This window comes from Dielma fastidiosa (assembly GCF_003475485.1).
Lineage (GTDB): Bacteria > Bacillota_I > Bacilli_A > Erysipelotrichales > Erysipelotrichaceae > Dielma > Dielma fastidiosa.
On record NZ_QRQL01000005.1, the window covers coordinates 41699 to 59923 of the forward strand.

Annotated in this window: 19 protein-coding genes and 1 tRNA gene; 14 read left to right on the top strand and 6 right to left on the bottom strand. The window is 42.7% G+C overall.

Annotated elements, in window-relative coordinates; translation table 11 throughout:
• Positions 1-29 precede the first annotated feature (29 nt).
• Positions 30-1202, top strand: coding sequence for a hypothetical protein (locus DWZ33_RS11345; RefSeq protein ID WP_118454891.1), 1173 nt, complete (start codon positions 30-32; stop codon positions 1200-1202).
• 43 nt (positions 1203-1245) lie between these two features.
• Here DWZ33_RS11345 and DWZ33_RS11350 read toward each other — a convergent pair whose 3' ends face one another.
• A complete protein-coding gene (locus DWZ33_RS11350; RefSeq protein WP_118454892.1) occupies positions 1246-2478 on the bottom strand; it encodes an NAD(P)-dependent oxidoreductase in 1233 nt (410 codons plus the stop codon).
• 114 nt (positions 2479-2592) lie between these two features.
• Here DWZ33_RS11350 and DWZ33_RS11355 point away from each other — a divergent pair, with 114 nt between their 5' ends.
• Together DWZ33_RS11355 and DWZ33_RS11360 are read left to right on the top strand one after the other, a co-directional pair.
• The gene (locus DWZ33_RS11355) at positions 2593-3354 is read left to right on the top strand and encodes an HAD-IIA family hydrolase (protein WP_118454893.1); all 762 of its coding nucleotides are present in this window, start codon (positions 2593-2595) and stop codon (positions 3352-3354) included.
• Between the two features lie 26 nt (positions 3355-3380).
• Complete coding sequence (locus DWZ33_RS11360) at positions 3381-3896, top strand: YqaA family protein (protein WP_022938426.1); 516 nt, start codon at positions 3381-3383, stop codon at positions 3894-3896.
• Here DWZ33_RS11360 and DWZ33_RS11365 read toward each other — a convergent pair.
• Positions 3828-4487 (bottom strand): gamma-glutamyl-gamma-aminobutyrate hydrolase family protein, encoded by a 660-nt coding sequence (locus DWZ33_RS11365; protein WP_118454894.1) that lies wholly within the window; start codon positions 4485-4487, stop codon positions 3828-3830. The genes DWZ33_RS11360 and DWZ33_RS11365 overlap by 69 nt on opposite strands.
• A gap of 678 nt (positions 4488-5165) precedes the next feature.
• On the opposite strand from DWZ33_RS11365, the gene DWZ33_RS11370 reads away from it, so the two are divergent.
• From DWZ33_RS11370 to DWZ33_RS11380, 3 genes are all read left to right on the top strand, one after another.
• On the top strand, positions 5166-5669 hold the full coding sequence (locus tag DWZ33_RS11370; RefSeq protein ID WP_118454895.1) for an NUDIX domain-containing protein: 504 nt from the start codon (positions 5166-5168) through the stop codon (positions 5667-5669).
• Positions 5670-5754: 85 nt separating this feature from the next.
• Entirely contained in the window at positions 5755-8271 is a 2517-nt protein-coding gene (locus DWZ33_RS11375) for a ribonucleoside-diphosphate reductase subunit alpha (protein WP_118455008.1), read from the top strand.
• Positions 8272-8280: 9 nt separating this feature from the next.
• Positions 8281-9324 (top strand): ribonucleotide-diphosphate reductase subunit beta, encoded by a 1044-nt coding sequence (locus tag DWZ33_RS11380; RefSeq protein WP_118454896.1) that lies wholly within the window; start codon positions 8281-8283, stop codon positions 9322-9324.
• A 315-nt stretch (positions 9325-9639) separates the two neighbouring features.
• Here the strand turns inward: DWZ33_RS11380 and DWZ33_RS11385 are convergent, their stop codons facing one another.
• A complete protein-coding gene (locus tag DWZ33_RS11385; RefSeq protein ID WP_022938421.1) occupies positions 9640-10542 on the bottom strand; it encodes a magnesium transporter CorA family protein in 903 nt (300 codons plus the stop codon).
• Positions 10543-10681: 139 nt separating this feature from the next.
• Between DWZ33_RS11385 and DWZ33_RS11390 the strand changes: the two genes are divergently transcribed.
• Together DWZ33_RS11390 and DWZ33_RS11395 are read left to right on the top strand one after the other, a co-directional pair.
• The gene (locus DWZ33_RS11390) at positions 10682-11173 is read left to right on the top strand and encodes a hypothetical protein (RefSeq protein ID WP_118454897.1); all 492 of its coding nucleotides are present in this window, start codon (positions 10682-10684) and stop codon (positions 11171-11173) included.
• A 105-nt stretch (positions 11174-11278) separates the two neighbouring features.
• Complete coding sequence (locus tag DWZ33_RS11395; RefSeq protein ID WP_118454898.1) at positions 11279-11974, top strand: alpha/beta fold hydrolase; 696 nt, start codon at positions 11279-11281, stop codon at positions 11972-11974.
• Between the two features lie 57 nt (positions 11975-12031).
• On the opposite strand, the gene DWZ33_RS11400 is transcribed toward DWZ33_RS11395, so the two are convergent.
• Positions 12032-12580 (bottom strand): NADH peroxidase, encoded by a 549-nt coding sequence (locus DWZ33_RS11400; protein ID WP_022938418.1) that lies wholly within the window; start codon positions 12578-12580, stop codon positions 12032-12034.
• Between the two features lie 199 nt (positions 12581-12779).
• Between DWZ33_RS11400 and DWZ33_RS11405 the strand changes: the two genes are divergently transcribed.
• The gene (locus DWZ33_RS11405) at positions 12780-13172 is read left to right on the top strand and encodes an HIT family protein (RefSeq protein ID WP_118454899.1); all 393 of its coding nucleotides are present in this window, start codon (positions 12780-12782) and stop codon (positions 13170-13172) included.
• A gap of 15 nt (positions 13173-13187) precedes the next feature.
• Positions 13188-13277 (top strand) — tRNA-Ser (locus tag DWZ33_RS11410).
• A gap of 43 nt (positions 13278-13320) precedes the next feature.
• Here DWZ33_RS11410 and DWZ33_RS11415 read toward each other — a convergent pair.
• The gene (locus DWZ33_RS11415) at positions 13321-14199 is read right to left on the bottom strand and encodes a LysR family transcriptional regulator (RefSeq protein ID WP_182425669.1); all 879 of its coding nucleotides are present in this window, start codon (positions 14197-14199) and stop codon (positions 13321-13323) included.
• Positions 14200-14296: 97 nt separating this feature from the next.
• On the opposite strand from DWZ33_RS11415, the gene DWZ33_RS11420 reads away from it, so the two are divergent.
• The 4 genes from DWZ33_RS11420 to DWZ33_RS11435 all read left to right on the top strand — a co-directional run bounded on the left by DWZ33_RS11420 (position 14297) and on the right by DWZ33_RS11435 (position 16828).
• Positions 14297-14881 carry a chromate transporter gene (locus DWZ33_RS11420; RefSeq protein WP_118454901.1) on the top strand — a complete coding sequence of 195 codons (585 nt, stop codon included), beginning with the start codon at positions 14297-14299 and terminating at the stop codon, positions 14879-14881.
• Positions 14868-15425: a chromate transporter gene (locus tag DWZ33_RS11425; RefSeq protein WP_118454902.1), complete on the top strand. Its 558-nt coding sequence runs from the start codon at positions 14868-14870 to the stop codon at positions 15423-15425. The genes DWZ33_RS11420 and DWZ33_RS11425 overlap by 14 nt, the downstream gene beginning before the upstream one ends.
• 19 nt (positions 15426-15444) lie before the next feature.
• Positions 15445-15945 (top strand): hypothetical protein, encoded by a 501-nt coding sequence (locus DWZ33_RS11430; RefSeq protein WP_118454903.1) that lies wholly within the window; start codon positions 15445-15447, stop codon positions 15943-15945.
• 79 nt (positions 15946-16024) lie between these two features.
• A complete protein-coding gene (locus DWZ33_RS11435) occupies positions 16025-16828 on the top strand; it encodes a TraX family protein (protein WP_118454904.1) in 804 nt (267 codons plus the stop codon).
• Positions 16829-16849: 21 nt separating this feature from the next.
• Here the strand turns inward: DWZ33_RS11435 and DWZ33_RS11440 are convergent, their stop codons facing one another.
• Positions 16850-18217, bottom strand: a complete 1368-nt coding sequence (locus DWZ33_RS11440) for a sodium-dependent transporter (protein ID WP_118454905.1) — start codon at positions 18215-18217, stop codon at positions 16850-16852.
• Positions 18218-18225 lie beyond the last annotated feature (8 nt).

Consider the following 18225-nt stretch of genomic DNA (forward strand, 5'->3'; position numbering starts at 1 on the left):
CTATATAAGTAATTTTGGGAGGTGGAAGCATGCTTGAAAAGCTATTGTATAAGATTGTCGATTTCGGCCGTAAGCATCCTTCATTAAGATATGTTATGCTTCTGCCGCTGGCGGTTATCTATCTGCTTGACTCAATTTTATATTATTTAAGTCTGCCTTTCAGATTGATATTCGTAGCATTTTCTAATCTGCGTAAAGAAAAAATAGAAATCCTGGAAGTTGAAGACTATCTAAATAAGGAACAGGCGCCGCCTAAGCCAAAGCATCGTTTCAGAAAAGCACTGGCGGTTGTGATATTGCTGGGACTGTGCGCGATTTATCCTATTTCCCGTTATGTTAAAAGCATGAGCCGGCCAATGCTGATTACTCATTTTGAAGCGCTCGCTGATGATCAGCTGATGATTGCTCAGGGCAGTACGATTGATGAATTAGCACTGCCGGATACGATTCAAGCAAGCGGTTATGCACTTGATAAAGCGGGGAATCAGGTTGGCAATGAGAAAAGCATCAACTTGAAAATCAGTCAATGGAATGTAGAACCAGGTTTTGAAGCTGAGGCAGAAGCGGGTGTGACTTATACATTTACGCCGATTCTATCTGAGCGATTTGAAACCGAAGCGCCGCTGCCGCTGATTATTCGTACAGTAAGCAGCAATTATATTGAAAGTGAAACTGTTAATGAAGTATATTTGAATGGCAAGGGAAGTGATGCCAATGACGGTCAATCACCGCTTACGGCAGTTCAAAGCTTTGAACGGGCTAAGGAATTGCTGAATCATGAAGCGGGAACAATCTGGATCATCAATGGCATTACGATCAAGGATGAACAAGTCTGGGATGCTGATCAGCCGATTACGCTGAAACGCTATATGGGTTCAGCTTCATATCCTGCTTATACAGGAACATTGATTGATATTCGCAGCAGCGGTTCGCTGACTCTAAACCAAATCAGCATCGACGGCTCTTCTTTTGAAAGTGAAGCGGCAGCGATACTGGTCGACGGCAAGCTTAAAATTAGTGAGCTGACACAGATTATAAACAATCAGTATCCTGATCATGCGGGGGCAATTGATGTCGGCAGCAAGGGATCTCTTGAATATCCGGAATCACTCACCTTCGATGGCTGCAGTACCGATATCCACGGCAGTTATATCTCAATGCAAAACGGCAGTTCGATAATTAGCTATACACAGGCAGAATAAAAGGCGTTAAGAATGCTCCATAAGGAATTCCAACGCCTTTTTCTTATTGTGCTTTAGCTTGCAGATAGGCTTCAATTTCACCGGCAACATGCTGGGCATATTTAACGGCCTTTACTACGGTTTTAGCGCCGGTCACAACATCACCAGAAGCAAAGACGCCGACTCTTGTCGTTTTCCCGTCTTCGTCGGCAATCAGCAAGCCGTTCTTACCGGTTTCTAAGCCGGTTGTATTGCGGACAATATTGTTTTTAGGCAGCTGTGATACCGCAATAATGATGGAATCACAGGCAAATAGATGATCGCTGTCCGCTTTTTCAACACTTTGCGGATGGCCGTCCGAATCCATGACAACCTCACAGTCAGCAACGATCATACCTTCCTCGCTGCATGCCTTAGGGATCTTGTAGAAGACAAATTTAACACCGTCATCGATGGCCCCCTGCAGTTCAGCTTCCGTAGCTGAGATATTCTCCTTCCCTTTGCGATAGAGAATCGTCACATCACAGCCATGACGGCTGGCGGTACGCGCCGCGTCCATCGCGACATCACCGGCACCGATAACCGCTACCTTTTTGCCGAGTTGATAGACCTCTGGATCTTTTAGATAATCGATGGCATAATGCACATTGCCTAAGCTTTCCCCAGGGATATTTAAGGTTCTCGGATTCCATACACCCGTACCGATAAATAAGGCGTCATAGCCATCCTCCAAAAGCCGGTCAATGGTCAGCACTGGACCAATCAAAGTGTTCGGCCTGATTTTTACCCCTAATTCAAGCAGCTTTTCTTCCAGTAAATCAAGAATTGTCCGCGGCAGCCTGAAATCAGGAATACCATAGCGGAGAACACCGCCAATGCGCGGATGAGCATCAAAAATAGTGACAGGATAACCCTTCTGGGCCAGCTGCAGGGCAATCGTAATCCCTGCCGGACCGCCGCCGATAATGCCTACCCGCTGATTATGGATGCGTTTTTCAGTAAAATGAACATGCTTTAAATAATGCATGGAAATTTCATTTTCAATGGCTGGGAAATCAACTGGTTCGCCTTTGATGCCGCGGATACAATTACCCCGGCATTGTTTTTCATGCGGACAGACAATGGAACAGATGGCTGAGAGCGGATTGTTGTCAAACAATCGTTTGCCAGCCTGTTCATAGCGTCCTTCTTTATAATCGAGAATTACCTCCGGAATCGGCGTATGAATCGGACAGGCGCTGACACAGCGCGCATTCTTGCAATTCAAACAGCGATTTGCAGTTTCTAAATTTTTCATAACATCACCTTCACTTGACCTATATTCTAACATACTTTAAATTGAAATGCTTTTTCTTTGTCCCAATTTTTGCGTAAACGTGATACACTGATAGGGAAAAAGAGGAGTAATTGAATGAAAAGTTATCTGATTGATCTTGATGGTACAATGTATCGGGGAAATGAAAATATTGATGGCGCCAGAGAATTTATCGCTTGGTGTATCGCCAAGCAGCAGCCCTTTTACTTTCTGACGAATAACGCTACCCGTACCCGTTTAGAGAATGTGCAGCATATGGAAAAACTGGGGTTCAAAGGCATTCGTGAAGATCAGTTTTTTACCTCAAGCATGGCGGCGGCGCGCACGATGCAAAAATTCAGCACGAAGCGCAACGCATATATGATCGGCCAGGCAGGTTTAAGAGAAGCCTTATTGGATGCCGGGTTTAAGCTTGTTGAAGAAGATGTCGATTTTGTTTTTGTGGGCCTTGATGCCAATGCTGATTATGAATCATATTCTAAGGCACTGAGTTATTTAGTAAATGGCGCAAAGCTGGTTGGCACCAATAATGACCGCAAGCTGCCGCATGGCAAAGGCTATAAGCTTGGCAACGGTTCAATTGTGGCCATGTTTGAGTATGCGAGTGAACAGCAATCACCTAAGATCGGCAAACCGTATCCGCCTATTCTTAATGAAGCGCTTGAGTATTTTAATATTAGAAAAGAAGATGCAATTTGTATCGGTGATAATTTGGAAACCGACATCCTGCTTGGTGTTAATTGTCAGGTCGAAACAATCTTTGTGACAACGGGTGTGCATACATTCGCGGACATTGAACGCTTTCAAATCGTACCGACACATAAGATCCGTTCACTTTATGAATTGATGAGCGAATAAAAACATACAATGGAACAGGTGATCTCATGAATGCAGACCTGTTCCTTTTAATTTATGCCTGTTTAAAGGCATTCTTACCTTTACCTTCCATTGAGGCTGTCTTTGTACCGCTATGTCTGGCAGCCCCGACCAAAAGCTTTTACTATGCGGTAGTCAGCGGTATCGGTACCTTTTTAGGCGGTTACATCGGTTATGAGCTAAGTGTCAGCTATGGCCGTAAGGTTGCCTTAAAGCTGGTCAATGAAGAAACACTGTCCGAAGGAGAGGCAGCCATGCAGAAATATGGCGCGATGGCTGTTATCCTTGGATCGCTGACACCTTTTCCTGACTTCGTACTGGCTTATCTGGCTGGTTTATGCCGAATGAACCGCTGGCTCTTTTTATTGCTTGACGGCGGCTGCCGCTTTATGCGCTCATTGCTTGTTGCGGCAACATTAAGCAAAGCGAGTGAATTTATCGCAATCGAGAAATATTCAACGCTGCTCTCTATTTTGATTCTTGTTTATTTTCTTGGCAAGTACGTAATCCGTAAAAAAACGTAAGAGGGGATCGTCACGCATCAGTTCCGGATGCCATTGAACGGCAAACATATCCGCTTTTTCAATTGCTTCAATCGTTCCATCGCCGGCAATCGCGCTGATCATAAAACCTTCAGGGCATTGCGCAAGTGCTTGATGATGATAAGAATTGACTGAAGGCAGCGGCATACCGCTTAAAAATGAATGAGGGGCAATGATCAGCGGATGGCTGGTTTTCATATGTTGGTCAATATCTTGATATAAAGCCGCATGATACACCACAGCTAGAATCTGAATACCGCGGCATAAGCCAAACAAGGGAAGATGATGTTTTTCACAATAATGAATGCAGTCAATATCCAGCTGTTCGATGCTGGCTTTTTCGATGACAGTATTAGGGTGTGGTTTATCGTTAAAAAGAAGCGGATCAACATCGTCGCCGCCGCTGATCAGCACACCATCACACCCAGAAAGCTGGTCTTTGATGTCAGCTTGTGGATAAATCAGTACCGGTGTAACACGAAGTGCCAGAAGCGCATGAATTAACGGTGCTGAAATTTGATACCGTGACTCAGCTTCATTAAGCCGAACGGGAAGGGCAATTTTTAAACGCATAGGATCACCTGCATTAGCCTATGCATAAATCAAGAAAAGGTGCCGTTGCACAGATGGATAGGCTTAACTCAATCGTAAAAATCATAGTCATTAAGCCGTTTGGACTATCTTTTTGGATAGCGTTTTCATCATTAAAATGGAAGGGTTTTCCAAAATAAGTAAATGTGCATAAATAAAATTCTTAATGAACATCTGATTAACAGCTTGAGTATCAGCCAAGAACATTTCTCATGTTTAAAAATCTTTTTAATAACAGTTGACATTCCTAACGAAAAAAAGTAATATTTATACAGGCAGTAATGCCTCTTTCATCTTAACCTAACTTACTTTTCTTCCCCCACCCATACTTGTAAGTTAGTTCTCCCCCAAAGTTAAGATGATCGTATGCATCATTGAAGGCACTTGAAAAAGTGTCTTTTTTCATGTTGAAATTGAATCAGAAAAATATAATTAAAAGATTATTTAAAGTTAATGCAGCTTGATGATTTATGGTATGCAGTTTAAAAAGTTAATTTGCCGCCTCAAATCATTAGTTTTATATATTTTTAAAATTGTTATTGATAATAGGTGCGGATTTTATGTATTATTAGCTTTAAGGTATCAAATTGTAGCTTTATACAAAACGTAATATCTGCAAGCAGATTTATACTATGTGTCTTTTTGATTAGGAGGTGCGTGATGATCAGGAAGCGATTTACTGACGATGTTTTTGCGAAAAGTGATATCACCCATGTGCGGGAAACCGTGCGGATGATTGCGGTATATCATGACCGCTATGCTTTTCTGGAAATAAAAAGAGATGATATTTTTGGCTGTCTGCGTCATCTTGAAACACTGGGCGGCGGCATTGAGGTTAATGAAAGCCACGCCCAGGCAATTCAGCGCGAGCTGCTTGAGGAGAGCGGCTGGGAAGGGGAGATTTTACGGCCATTATGTGTGATTGAGGATACTTACAATCTGATTCAGCGCCGGACGATTTCTCACTTCTATGCGGTCAGGCTGATTCGGCAAAGCCGCCCCTGCGCTTATACTGAAGAAGAAAAGCAGCTGATTCACGGTTTAGTTTTCTTAAGTGAAGAGGAAGTGCTGAAGGAACTGTCAGCGCCTGATAAACAGTCGATTCAGAAGCTGATTTATCAGCGTGATTTATTTGCATATAAGTGTTATCTTGAAACATGCTAATTGTGAAGAAGTTATTAAAAGCAAAGTAAATGAAATCTTTGCTTTTTTTTGTTATGCTAATGCAAGTAAGGAAAAGGATATAGAGATGCAAATAACAAAACGTGATGGAACTAAAGAAACATATGAATCAAATAAAATTGCCCGGGTAATTAAACTGGCGTTTGAAAACACACAAAGCTGTATAGAAGCTGAACAGCTGAAGGTGATGCTTCAGGAAATTGAACAGCAGCTGGTTGAGAATCCTGATGATATTAAAGTAGAACAGATTCAGGATCTTGTGGAAGTAAGCATGATGAAGCATGGCTTTTATAAGCAGGCAAAAAGCTTTATTCTTTATCGGGATCAGCAGGCTAAAAACCGCCGCATCGTCGATGAGCTTGCTGCCTCTTTGCCGCTGGCCGGACTGCGGCCGGTATTAAAGGGAATCCATAAGGATTATGGCAAGGCATTGGCACTTGATCTGATGCTGGCAAAGTATCAGACTTTCTATAAGCCGGAAATGGATATGGATCAGCGTCTTAAGAGCTTGATACGATCTGCCGTTGAGTGCGTCAGCGCTGAAGCTCCGCAGTGGGAATTTATTGCCGGCCGTTTACTGAACTTTCAGAATAATCATATGATTGAGGAGAGAATGGCTGCCCTGAATATTCACAGCTTCTATGATAAGCTGGTCTATTTAACAGAACAGGAATTATACGGCCGTTATATTCTTGAAGCATACAGCAAGCAGGAAATTGATGAATTAGCGGCGGCGTTAAAGGAAGAGCATACAAAGCTGTTTACTTACAGCGGTCTTGATCTGGTTATTAAACGATATTTGATCGCGGATAAGGATCATCAGGTTTTAGAGAAGCCGCAGGAAATGTTTATGGGAATCGCGATGCATTTGAATATGAATGAGAAGGAAGACCGTCTGCATAAGGTCATTGAGCTGTACGAGGTATTAAGCACTTTAAAAGTAACAATGGCAACACCGACGATGTCAAACTCCCGCAAACCGTATTTTCAGCTTTCAAGCTGCTTCATCGATACTGTACCGGATTCTTTAGAAGGAATTTACCGCAGCATTGACAATTTCGCGCAGATTTCAAAATTCGGCGGCGGCATGGGCTTGTATTTTGGCAAGGTTCGCGCGGTCGGATCTGATATCCGCGGTTTCAAAGGTGTAGCCGGCGGTGTGGCACGATGGATCAAGCTGGCCAATGATACCGCGGTGGCAGTGGATCAGCTTGGTGTGCGGCAAGGCTCTGTAGCGGTTTATCTTGATGTATGGCACAAGGATATCCTTGATTTTCTGCAGCTGCGTACTAACAACGGTGATGACCGCAAAAAGGCTCATGATGTCTTTCCGGCTGTCTGCTATCCGGATCTGTTTTGGAAAATGGCCCGTGAGGATCTGAATCAGCAATGGTATTTGATGTGTCCGCATGAAATCTTAATGATCAAAGGCTATGCGCTTGAAGATTATTATGGTGAGGAATGGGAAAAGCGTTATTTTGACTGTATCCATGACGAACGTATCAGCAAGCAGGCAATCCTATTGAAAGATTTGGTACGTCTGATTCTTAAGTCAGCGATTGAAACCGGTACACCGTTTGCCTTTAACCGCGATCATGTTAATCGCATGAATCCTAATAAGCATGCGGGAATGATTTATTCATCAAATCTTTGCAGCGAAATCGCTCAGAATATGAGCGCGATCGAGAGTGTGTCAAAAACAATAGAAGAAATTGACGGAGAGACGGTCATTGTGACAAAGACGAAGCCGGGTGATTTTGTCGTGTGCAATCTGGCATCTTTGGTGCTGGGCAATATTAATGTTCATGATCAGGAGGAACTGCGTAAGATTATCAGCATCATTGTCCGCGCATTGGATAATGTTATCGATTTGAATTTCTATCCGATTCCATATGCCAAGGTTACCAATCAGCGTTATCGTCCAATCGGTTTAGGGACCAGCGGTTATCATCATCTGCTGGCAAAGGAAGGCATTCGCTGGGAAAGTGAAGAACACCTGCGGTTTATGGATCAGGTGTATGAACAAATCAACTATTATGCGATTGAAGCCAGCTGTGAGCTAGCGGCAGAAAAGGGCTGTTATGCTTATTTCAGCGGTTCTGAATGGGAGAATGGAAATTACTTTACCGATCGTGGTTATCAGGATGAAAAGTGGCAGCAGCTAAGTGCGCGTGTTCATCAATCAGGGCTGCGCAATGGTTATTTGCTGGCAATTGCGCCAACCAGCTCGACTTCAATTATTGCCGGTACAAGCGCGGCTGTCGATCCGATTATGAATCGTTTCTTCCTTGAAGAAAAGAAAGGCAGCATCATCGCCCGCGTAGCACCGGATCTGAATATGAAAACATGGTGGATTTATCAAAGCGCGCATACGATCAATCAGGAATGGGTGGTTAAAGCCGCTGGTATCCGTCAGCGCCATATTGATCAAAGTCAGTCTTTAAATCTGTATATCACAAATGATTATACATTTAGACAGGTGCTGAATTTATATATTAAAGCATGGGAAAATGGTGTAAAGAGCGTTTATTATATTCGTTCTAAATCACTGGAAGTAGAAGAATGCGAAGTATGCGCGGCATAGGAGGACAAGATGGAAACCGTAAATAAGAAAGCGTTGTTTAATGAATTTGGTGATACTGATGTTTTAAAGAAACGGATGATTAACGGTAATACAACCAATCTGAATGATTTTAATAATATGAAATATCAATGGGTATCCGACTGGTACCGTCAAGCGATGAATAATTTCTGGATACCTGAAGAAATTAATCTGAGTCAGGATGTAAAGGATTATCATCGTTTAAGCAATGAGGAACGAACAGCTTATGATAAGATTCTTTCCTTTTTAATCTTCCTTGACAGTATTCAAACCGCTAATCTGCCTTGTGTTTCTGAATATATTACAGCCAGTGAGGTAAATCTCTGCCTGACGATTCAGGCTTTTCAGGAAGCGGTGCATTCCCAGAGCTACAGTTATATGCTGGATACTATTTGTTCACCGGCTGAACGTGATTCGATTTTATATCAATGGAAGGATGATCCGATTCTTTTAGCCCGCAATCATTTTATCGGTGACTTGTATAATGAATTCCAAGCGAAAAAGACTAGCTTCCAGTTAGTAAAAACATTGATTGCCAATTATATTTTGGAAGGCATTTATTTCTACTCAGGCTTTATGTTTTTCTATAATCTTGGCCGTAATGGCAAGATGCCAGGGTCCGCTCAGGAGATTCGATATATCAACCGTGATGAAAACACTCACTTATGGCTGTTTCGCTCGATTCTGCTGGAACTGAAAAAAGAAGAACCGCAGCTGTTTACTGATGAGTATGTGGCGGTTTATAAAGCGATGCTGGCTCAGGGTGTTGAGGAAGAAATTCGCTGGGGAGCTTATGTGCTTGGTGATAAGATTGAGGGTCTGTCTTTAAAAATGATTGAGGAATATATTTATTACCTGGGGAATCTGCGCAGCCTGGGACTTGGTTTTGGCAAGCTTTATGATGGCTATGACAGTGAACCGGCTTCTATGGCATGGGTATCTCAATATGCTAATGCGAATATGATTAAAACCGATTTCTTTGAAGCTAAATCAACAGCCTATGCGAAATCAGGCGCTTTGGTTGATGATTTATAGGATTGCAGACACTGTGAAATAAGGGGGAATTGCAGACTGCTGTTTGTGATTTCAGCGGACATTATCACTATTAGGTAAAATTAATGAAAAAAATAAAATATCAGTTAAATTATACTAGCCAATTTAGAAGGATGATGCTATAATAATAACTGAGCTTAATAGCTCATTCCCCACCCATTCATGTTCTTTAGGGGTTTAGAACATGAAGTCTGTCCCTCCCCATGGGACAGACACCCTATAAACAGCGAATCCGGTTCAAAGCCGGATTTTTTTTCGTCTGAAAATGAAAAAACGCTGAATGTTTCAACAGCGTTCTTATAAGAATCGTTTTTTCTTAAACAGCCAGATACAGAAAAGAATGATCAGGATACTGCATAAAATAATCATTGGATATCCATACTGCCAAGTAAGCTCAGGCATATTGATGAAATTCATGCCATACCAGCCAGCAATTAAGGTTAAGGGCATAAAGATGGCGGTAATCACTGTCAGAACTTTCATAATTTCATTCTGACGCAGATCTAGCTGTGCCTGATAGACTTCACGCACCTGCATTGAATATTCCCGCAGTGTGAGTGTTTCTTCCCGCAGACGGTTGATGCGGTTACTGAATAGCTTTAGAAATCGCAGCTCATGATCATTAAAGAAATCATTTTCATTTTCAATCAGCTCCATCGTCAGATCATCAAGCTGACGATATGTATGCGAGAGTGCCGTCACTTCTTTGCGGATGGCGATCATTTGATGATTGAAGCGATTCAGAGTACCTTTAAAGACATCTTCTTCCAAACCGGCAATCTGATTCTCCAAGGTTTCCAGTTTCTGCGGATGATCCAAAACAAGCATTTCCAGAAAATCATAAACAAGCCGGCCCAGCTGGGGTTCTTTCCATTGTCTTGTTTCAGCCAGTGTTTTTAAGATTGCTTCAGCGGTATGGGTATCATCGATAAAGACCAGCATTTCATTCCAGATGCCTAAAAGAAACTGCTTCTTTTTATGGAACGTGGTATCCGGAATACTGAAAGCGGCAATCATGCAGTCAGCATGGACTTCAGCCTTACAGAAACGGGAAAGCGGCTGGGCGATGAGGGTGGTAAGATCAATTGGCAGTTTGACATCTAATGCCTGCTGATGGGTAAAACAGGCAATTAATCGGGTATTCGGTTCAATTTGATTTATATCAATTTCATGCAGTTGATTTGTTAATTGATAAAGCATAAGATTCATCCTTTCAATGCTTCTATTATAGCACTTATTAACCAACAAGGTTTAGATTCGGGTTGTTGTCATGCCTTGCTTAGATGCTGTGCGCATAATATAGCGCAGAAACAAAATGTTTCGGAAAGGTGGACAATCAATGAAAATACACAATTGCCGGGGATTTCCTATTACGGTATATGGAGGGATGTTTAATCATTCTGCTTATTTGCTTCAGTTTACTGAAGCGAATGAAGAACAGGCACTATATTTTGACGGCCAGTCACCCTCACATCACAGCATTGCTTTTGAATCCGGTGTTTTAGATGCGGAAAGCGGCTTCAGCTTGATGCCGGGAACGCTGATTCTCAAAGAAGCAGGCATCTATGCGCTTGATTATACGCTTTGCTTAGCGGCTGGCGGGGATATGGAGTGCAGGGTATCAGTCTATGCTGATGGTGTTTTGCTGCTGAATTCAATGTCGGTGCAGCAGCTTAGCGCGAATACACCAATGATGTTTAGCCGCCGTACCTATTATCCATTAAACGCAGGCGCGCGTATTCAGCTTATGCTGCATACAAAGAAAGCGGGACTTTTAATGGTTGGCGCTAAAATGTCGGAGCTGCTTGCTGAAAAACTCGCTGATCTGTAAAATTTGCCTTCCGGTTATCCGGGAGGCTTTTAAGCACATAAATAAATACCCTTTGAATGAATTGGCAAACCGTGCAATAATAGTGCATAAAGGAAGGAAGATAGGATGAAACGATGGGTTAAACGGGCAGCTGGATCAGCTCTTGCTTTGCTGGTGCTTTTGAGCAGCGCTTTTTATTTTTACACAAAAGATTATTATCATGCGCAGGAGCAGGTGGTATCTGTTTTCAGCATGGCGGATCATATCGAGGTTTATGATGATTATACGGTATTAGCGGCAGATTCAGCGGCTGGTCTTATCTTTTATCCGGGTGCTAAGGTAGAGGAGACTGCTTATCTTCCGCTTTTAAGCAAGCTTCAGCAGGCGGGAATCACCTGTGTCTTAATTAAAATGCCGCTTCATCTGGCGTTTTTGAATCCAAACGCGGCTGATGATGTCTTGGCTGAGCTGTCACAGATCAAGCATTGGTATATGGCCGGTCACTCCCTGGGCGGTGCGATGGCAAGCGCCTATGCGGCTGAGCATATGGATAAAATCGAAGGGGTAATTTTATTAGGCGCGTATGTTTACGGTGATCTTCCGGACGAGCAAGCCTTAGTGATTTACGGCAGTGAAGATGGTGTGCTGAACCGCAATCAGCTGACAAGCGGCACGATTACTGTTATAAAGGGCGGCAATCACGCACAGTTTGGCTGTTACGGCATTCAGGCAGGCGATGGTGAAGCGAGCATCAGCGCTGAAGAACAGCAGGCTCAAAGCGCTGCAATCATTACTGAATTTATCCAATCGAGCGCAAAATAAAAACAGATACACTGAATGAAGTGCACCTGTTTTCATAAGCTCTATTATAATAATTAATTATTCACCGAAATAACGTTTCAATAAGCCGGCAAATGCGCAGCCATGTCTAGCTTCATCCTTAGCCATTTCATGTACAGTATCATGGATTGCATCAAGATTTGCTTGTTTAGCGCGTGTAGCCAGATCCTTCTTGCCAGCGCATGCGCCATTTTCAGCAGCCACACGCAGCTCAAGGTTTTTCTTTGTTGAATTTGTAACAACTTCACCTAATAATTCAGCAAACTTTGCAGCATGTTCAGCTTCTTCCCAAGCCGCTTTTTCATAATACATACCAATTTCAGGATAACCTTCACGATGAGCGACACGAGCCATTGCAAGATACATACCTACTTCAGAGCATTCACCTTCAAAGTTCATTCTGAGATCCTTCAGGATATCTTCAGAAACTCCCTGGGCAACACCTACTACGTGCTGATCTGCCCAAGCCATTTCGCCTTCTTCCTGCTTTGTGAACTTAGAAGCAGGCGCCTTGCATAATGGACAGAACTCTGGAGCCGCATCTCCTTCATAAACATAACCACATACTTGACATACGAATTTAGCCATAATTTCTTACCTCTTTCTTTTTACGGGTTTAGTATAACGTATTTTTGATTGACTGAATAGTAGTTTGCTCATAGAAAATTAAAAAATTTTTTATCGTAAATATCGAGTCAAAATTACTGAGTCAGGTACGTTTTAATACTGTTCAAAAAACTAAAAAAGTGATAAACTATAAGAGTCAAATTTTAGGGAGGATATCGTTATGTGCATCTTCTGCAGTATCATAAATAAAGAAATTCCTTCTTCATGTATCTATGAAGATGATCAGGTCATGGCTTTCCTTGATTTGAGCCAGGTCACAAAGGGGCATACGCTGGTAGTTCCTAAAAAGCATTATGATAATTTGCTTGAATGCGATGATGAAACGTTAGCGCATCTGATACAAGTTGTTAAAATGCTGGCGGTGCGGATCAGTGAAAGATTAAATGCTCAGGGTGTCAACGTATTAAACAATACACATGAGGCTGCCGGTCAGACGGTTAACCATCTGCATTTTCACATCATCCCGCGTTACAGTGTGAATGACGCTGTTGTGATTCAATTTAATGAATCTGAAAAGCAGGATCTTGATGAGCTTGTGAAAATCCTGAAATAATTCAGGATTCATTTTGGAGACGTATCGAAGTGGTCATAACGAGAACGACTCGAAATCGTTTGACGGTTACCCCGTCCGTGGGTTCGAATCCCACCGTCTCCGCCAAATAGTAAAGAAACGCCATAAAGGCGTTTTTATTATGAGTATTTTATTTTTCAGCATCATCGCATAATTTCATGAATTCCTTAATACTTTTAGATAAATATTTATTTTTATGATAGACGATATTAAAATTTCGTTTAAATTCAATATTTTCAATATGGATACATTCAATCAGCTGACTGGTACGTTCAATCTCAATTAAACGTTTAGGTACTACGGCGATGCCTAGATTTTCAACTACAGCGCTGAGCAGGGCACGGGTGCTTGTACTTTCCCAGGCTGGGATGCATGCATAGCCGTGGATTTCCATTACACTGTCAAATAATTCACGGGTACCGCTGCCTCTTTCTCTTAATAAGATTCTCTCTTTTACGAAGTCATCGCCGGTGATGACTTTTTTTGACGCAAAGGGGTGCAGGCTGGAACAGACAACCGCTAATTCATCATCGGCAAAGCTATGGGTGATCAGATCCATTGAATGTGTCACACCTTCAATCAGCGCAAAATCAAGTTCACTGCGCAGCAGCTTTTCTTCAATGACATCGGAGCTTTCAATCAGTACCTTGACATCTATTTTCGGATAGATTAATGAAAAGTCATGAATCAGCTCCGGCAGCATTTTGTTGCCGATCGTAATGCTTGAGCCGATCCGCAGTCTGCCGATTTCATCCCAGTTGCGCAAACCGTTTTCCATTTCTTCAAAGGTTGTGATGATATGAGCCGCGTAGGAATAAAAAATCTTGCCGGCTTCGGTAAGATGAAGGCGATTGCCGATGCGGTCAAAGAGCTTGATGCCATAATATTCTTCTAATTCCCTAATGGCTAGGCTGACTGCTGGCTGAGCAAGATAAAGCACATTGGCGGCGGCTGTCGCGCTTCCCTGATCCACAACTGTGACAAAAATTCTAAGATGTCTAAGTGTCATAAGTTCCTCCATAATAAAAATAATATACTTATTATAATATTATATTATTTTACTTATAGAATGGCAAGTCATAGAATAAGGGCAGGAGGGATAAGAGATGGAAAAAGATAAAAAGTTTTATTGGAAGTTATTTAGTTCAACCTTTAGCCTAAGCGCGTTTACCTTTGGCGGCGGGTTTGTCATTATACCATTAATGCGTAAGAAATTTGTGGAGGAGCTGAGCTGGATTGATGAGCAGGAAATGCTGGATCTGACAGCCATCGCGCAGTCATCGCCAGGTGCAATCGCGGTTAATGCTTCGATTCTGATCGGTTATCGTCTTGATGGCTTCAGAGGTGCTTTGATCACTGTGCTGGGTACAGTGCTGCCGCCGCTGATCATTCTGTCAGTTATTTCATTATTCTATACTGCATTCAGAGATTCGCTGATTGTCGGCTATGTGTTAAGAGGCATGCAGGCAGGTGTTGCGGCGGTCATTACGGATGTTGTATTAACGATGACCTTGGATATTTTGAAGGAGCATCGGCTGCAGCCGGTCATCATTTTGATTGCGGCATTTATCGCGGCGGCAATCCTAAATGTAAATGTGATTTTGATTATTTTGATCTGCGGTGTGATCGGCGCGCTGAATGTGCTGCTCACTAAACGGTCAAAGGGAGGTGTTCAGCATGATGCTGCTTAAATTATTTTGGAGTTTCTTTCAGATCGGTTTGTTCAGTATTGGCGGCGGTTATGCGGCAATGCCGATCATCCAGCATCAGGTTGTGGAACTTAACGGCTGGTTATCAATGATTGAATTCGGTGATGTTGTGACGATCTCACAGATGACGCCAGGGCCGATTGCCATCAACAGCGCTACCTTCGTAGGAACACGCATTGCAGGTCTGCCGGGAGCGATTATTGCGACCATCGGCTGTGTGACCCCCTCGATCATCATCGTTCTTACCTTGGCTTATATCTATTATAAATACCGTAATTTAAGCGTGATGCAGGGTGTATTGACCGGCTTGCGGCCAGCTGTTGTGGCAATGATCGCATCCGCGGGCTTATCGATTATCGTTTTAGCATTCTGGAACAGCAATCCAATTTCATTCGCATCGACCGACTGGATCTCAGTAGTGCTGTTTGCCGCCTCACTGCTCATCCTGCATAAATTTAAGGCCGATCCGGTATGGGTCATGAGCGGAGCGGGTCTTATCGGCTGTCTGGCTTATATGTTTTTATAACAGGAAAGGGGATCAGGAAATGAAGCTTATAATCAAAAATTCATTCTTGGGGAAACATGTTTATGATGAAACCGGCAAGGAAGTCTGCCAGATCAGCTCCCATGTGATGAATCCTAACCAGAATATCCTGCTTATCGAGCAGCAGAAAACGTATATCAGCTCCTTTGAACGAGCCGGCAGCAATTCCGCTTTGTTGCTTACTGTCGATGAGCAGGGCAGTAAGGAGCATATCGTAAAGGGTGAAGCCAACGGTAATTCAGAGGTGAAGCTTTACGAGCGCAGCTTTCATGATCTAAACGTTGAGGATCAGCGGCAGAATCGGCATTACAGTCTGCATCTGAACAGCGATACAAGCTGGCAGATCAATGATCAGCAGCATCAAATCGGCTGTATTAAAAAAATGGATGCCTATGGCAACATCCAGATGGAATGTGAAGCACTGAATGATTTATTGCTGTTATGTGCTTTCTATCTCTTTACCCACACTTTAATGATTGAAAATGAGGCAATCATGGTTTAAATAATGTCAGAGAATCGTAAGAGAATTAAAGGTACCATTGAAAGATTTCAATGGTATTTTTATTGCGCGGAGGGATTCTATGAATAAGAAACAATTAAAAATTATCGCATGTCTATGTATGTTTTATGATCATTTAGATCGTATTTTACCGATTCAGTTATTACTGGCACCCTTATGGGACTGGCTCTATGAAATGGGACAGGAAGCGCTGATAGATCAGCTATTTAGATTATTGAATTATATTGGCCGGCTGGCCGCGCCGATCTTCTTATTTTGTATCGTTGACGGTTTCTTTCATACGCATGATAAAAAGCGTTATATACAACGGGTTGCGATTACCGCCTTATTGGCCCAAGTGCCCTATATTTTATTTAATATGGCTGAAATGCATACCTATGGTGCTGCTGCTTTAATCTCTGAAATAGATTTAAACATCCTTTTTACTTTAAGCCTGGGCTTAATCGCGATATGGCTTACAGATACACTGCTTCAGCGCCGTCAATATCTGTTGGCTATAATAAGCATTATTACTGCCTGTCTGCTGGCGACCAGCCTGCATATGGAAGGAAAATACGGTTATATTCTGATCCTCTTTGCGTTTTATTTCCTCAAGGATCAAAAACGGTGGCTGCAGGCGCTGCTCTTTATACCCATTGTCATTTTGTCAAGATATCGCTTATTTATGCTGCTGTTTACTGAAACTGACGCGCGGATGGTCCCGACTGTGATACTGAACATCTTTGGCAATTACCTTGGCCTTTTGATACCTATTTGCTTTTATAATGGTCAAAAAGGCAGCATATCCAAAACCATGCAGTTAGGCATGTATGCCTTTTATCCGCTGCATCTGTTAGTGCTTGGCATGTTTGGCTTGCTGAGATAAAAAAAACCAGAAAAATCTGGTTTATTTAAAATATGGGAGATAGCCCTGAATGAATATAAATAAAACAATCAGCGGCAGAATCCATTTCAAATAGAAATGAAAAACAGCAGGGAATTTCAAACCTTTGCCGGTATTGGCTTCCGCGAGGAAATTCTGCCAGCCCCAGCCATAGCGGCTGACACAAAACATCAGGTATAACAAGGAGCCCAGCGGCAGCAGGTTATTTGAAATCAGGAAATCTTCAAGCCCCATAATACTGCCTCCGAAAAGCGGCTGAATGTGGCTCCAAACACTGAATCCTAAAAGACATGGCATCGATAAAATCATGATGCCAATCATATTGATCAGCACGGATTTTTTGCGTGACCAATTAAATAAATCAGTAAAACAAGAGACAATGTTTTCAAAGACAGCAATGATTGTAGTCAAAGCGGCAAAGAATAGGAAGATAAAAAACAATCCGCCCCATAATTGTCCCAGCGGCATATTATTAAAAATATTCGGCAGGGTGACAAAGATCAAACCAAAACCGCTGTCTGGATTCACACCGAAAGCGAAGCAGGCAGGGAAGATGATCAGTCCGGAAACTAAGGCGACGAAGGTATCCAGCAAGGTAATGCTGATGCTTTCACCAAGCAATGAGCGTTCTTTATCTATGTAGCTGCCAAAGATAGCCAATGCGCCGATACCCAGACTTAATGTGAAAAAAGCCTGACCCATGGCCGCGAAGATCACCTCTGACAGATTGTATTCAAACAGCTTGCCAAAATCCGGCTTCAGATAGAAAGCTAAACCGGCCATCGCATTTGGCAGGGTTAATGAACGAATTGCCAGCAGCACCATAATCAGCAGCAAGGCGCTCATCATGAACTTGCTGACCTTTTCAACGCCGTTTCGCAGACCGCGGGATACGATAAACATTCCTAAGGCAACCACAAACAGCATGGCTGCCGCACTGAGCCATGGATCAGAAGTAGTGGCATCATAGACGGCGGCTACCTGTTCAATATTCAGACCCGCAAAACCACCGGTTAATGTTTTAAAAAAGTAAATCAGCATCCAGCCGGCAATCGTTGTATAAAACATCATCAGCAGATAATTGCCGCTGAGCGCAAAATATTTATACAGATGCCATTTGCTGCCCTTGGGTTCTAAGACCTCAAAGCTGCCCGCCACACTTTTCTGTGAAGCGCGGCCAACCGCGAATTCCATAACCATGATCGGCAGACCGAGAATCAACAGGAAAAACAGATAAAGCAGCACAAAGGCCGCACCGCCGTATTTACCGGTTATATAAGGAAAACGCCATACATTGCCAAGGCCGATTGCACAGCCGGCACTGATTAAAATAAAACCAAAACGTGAAGAGAATTTTTCTCTTTTTTTCATTGTGGAAC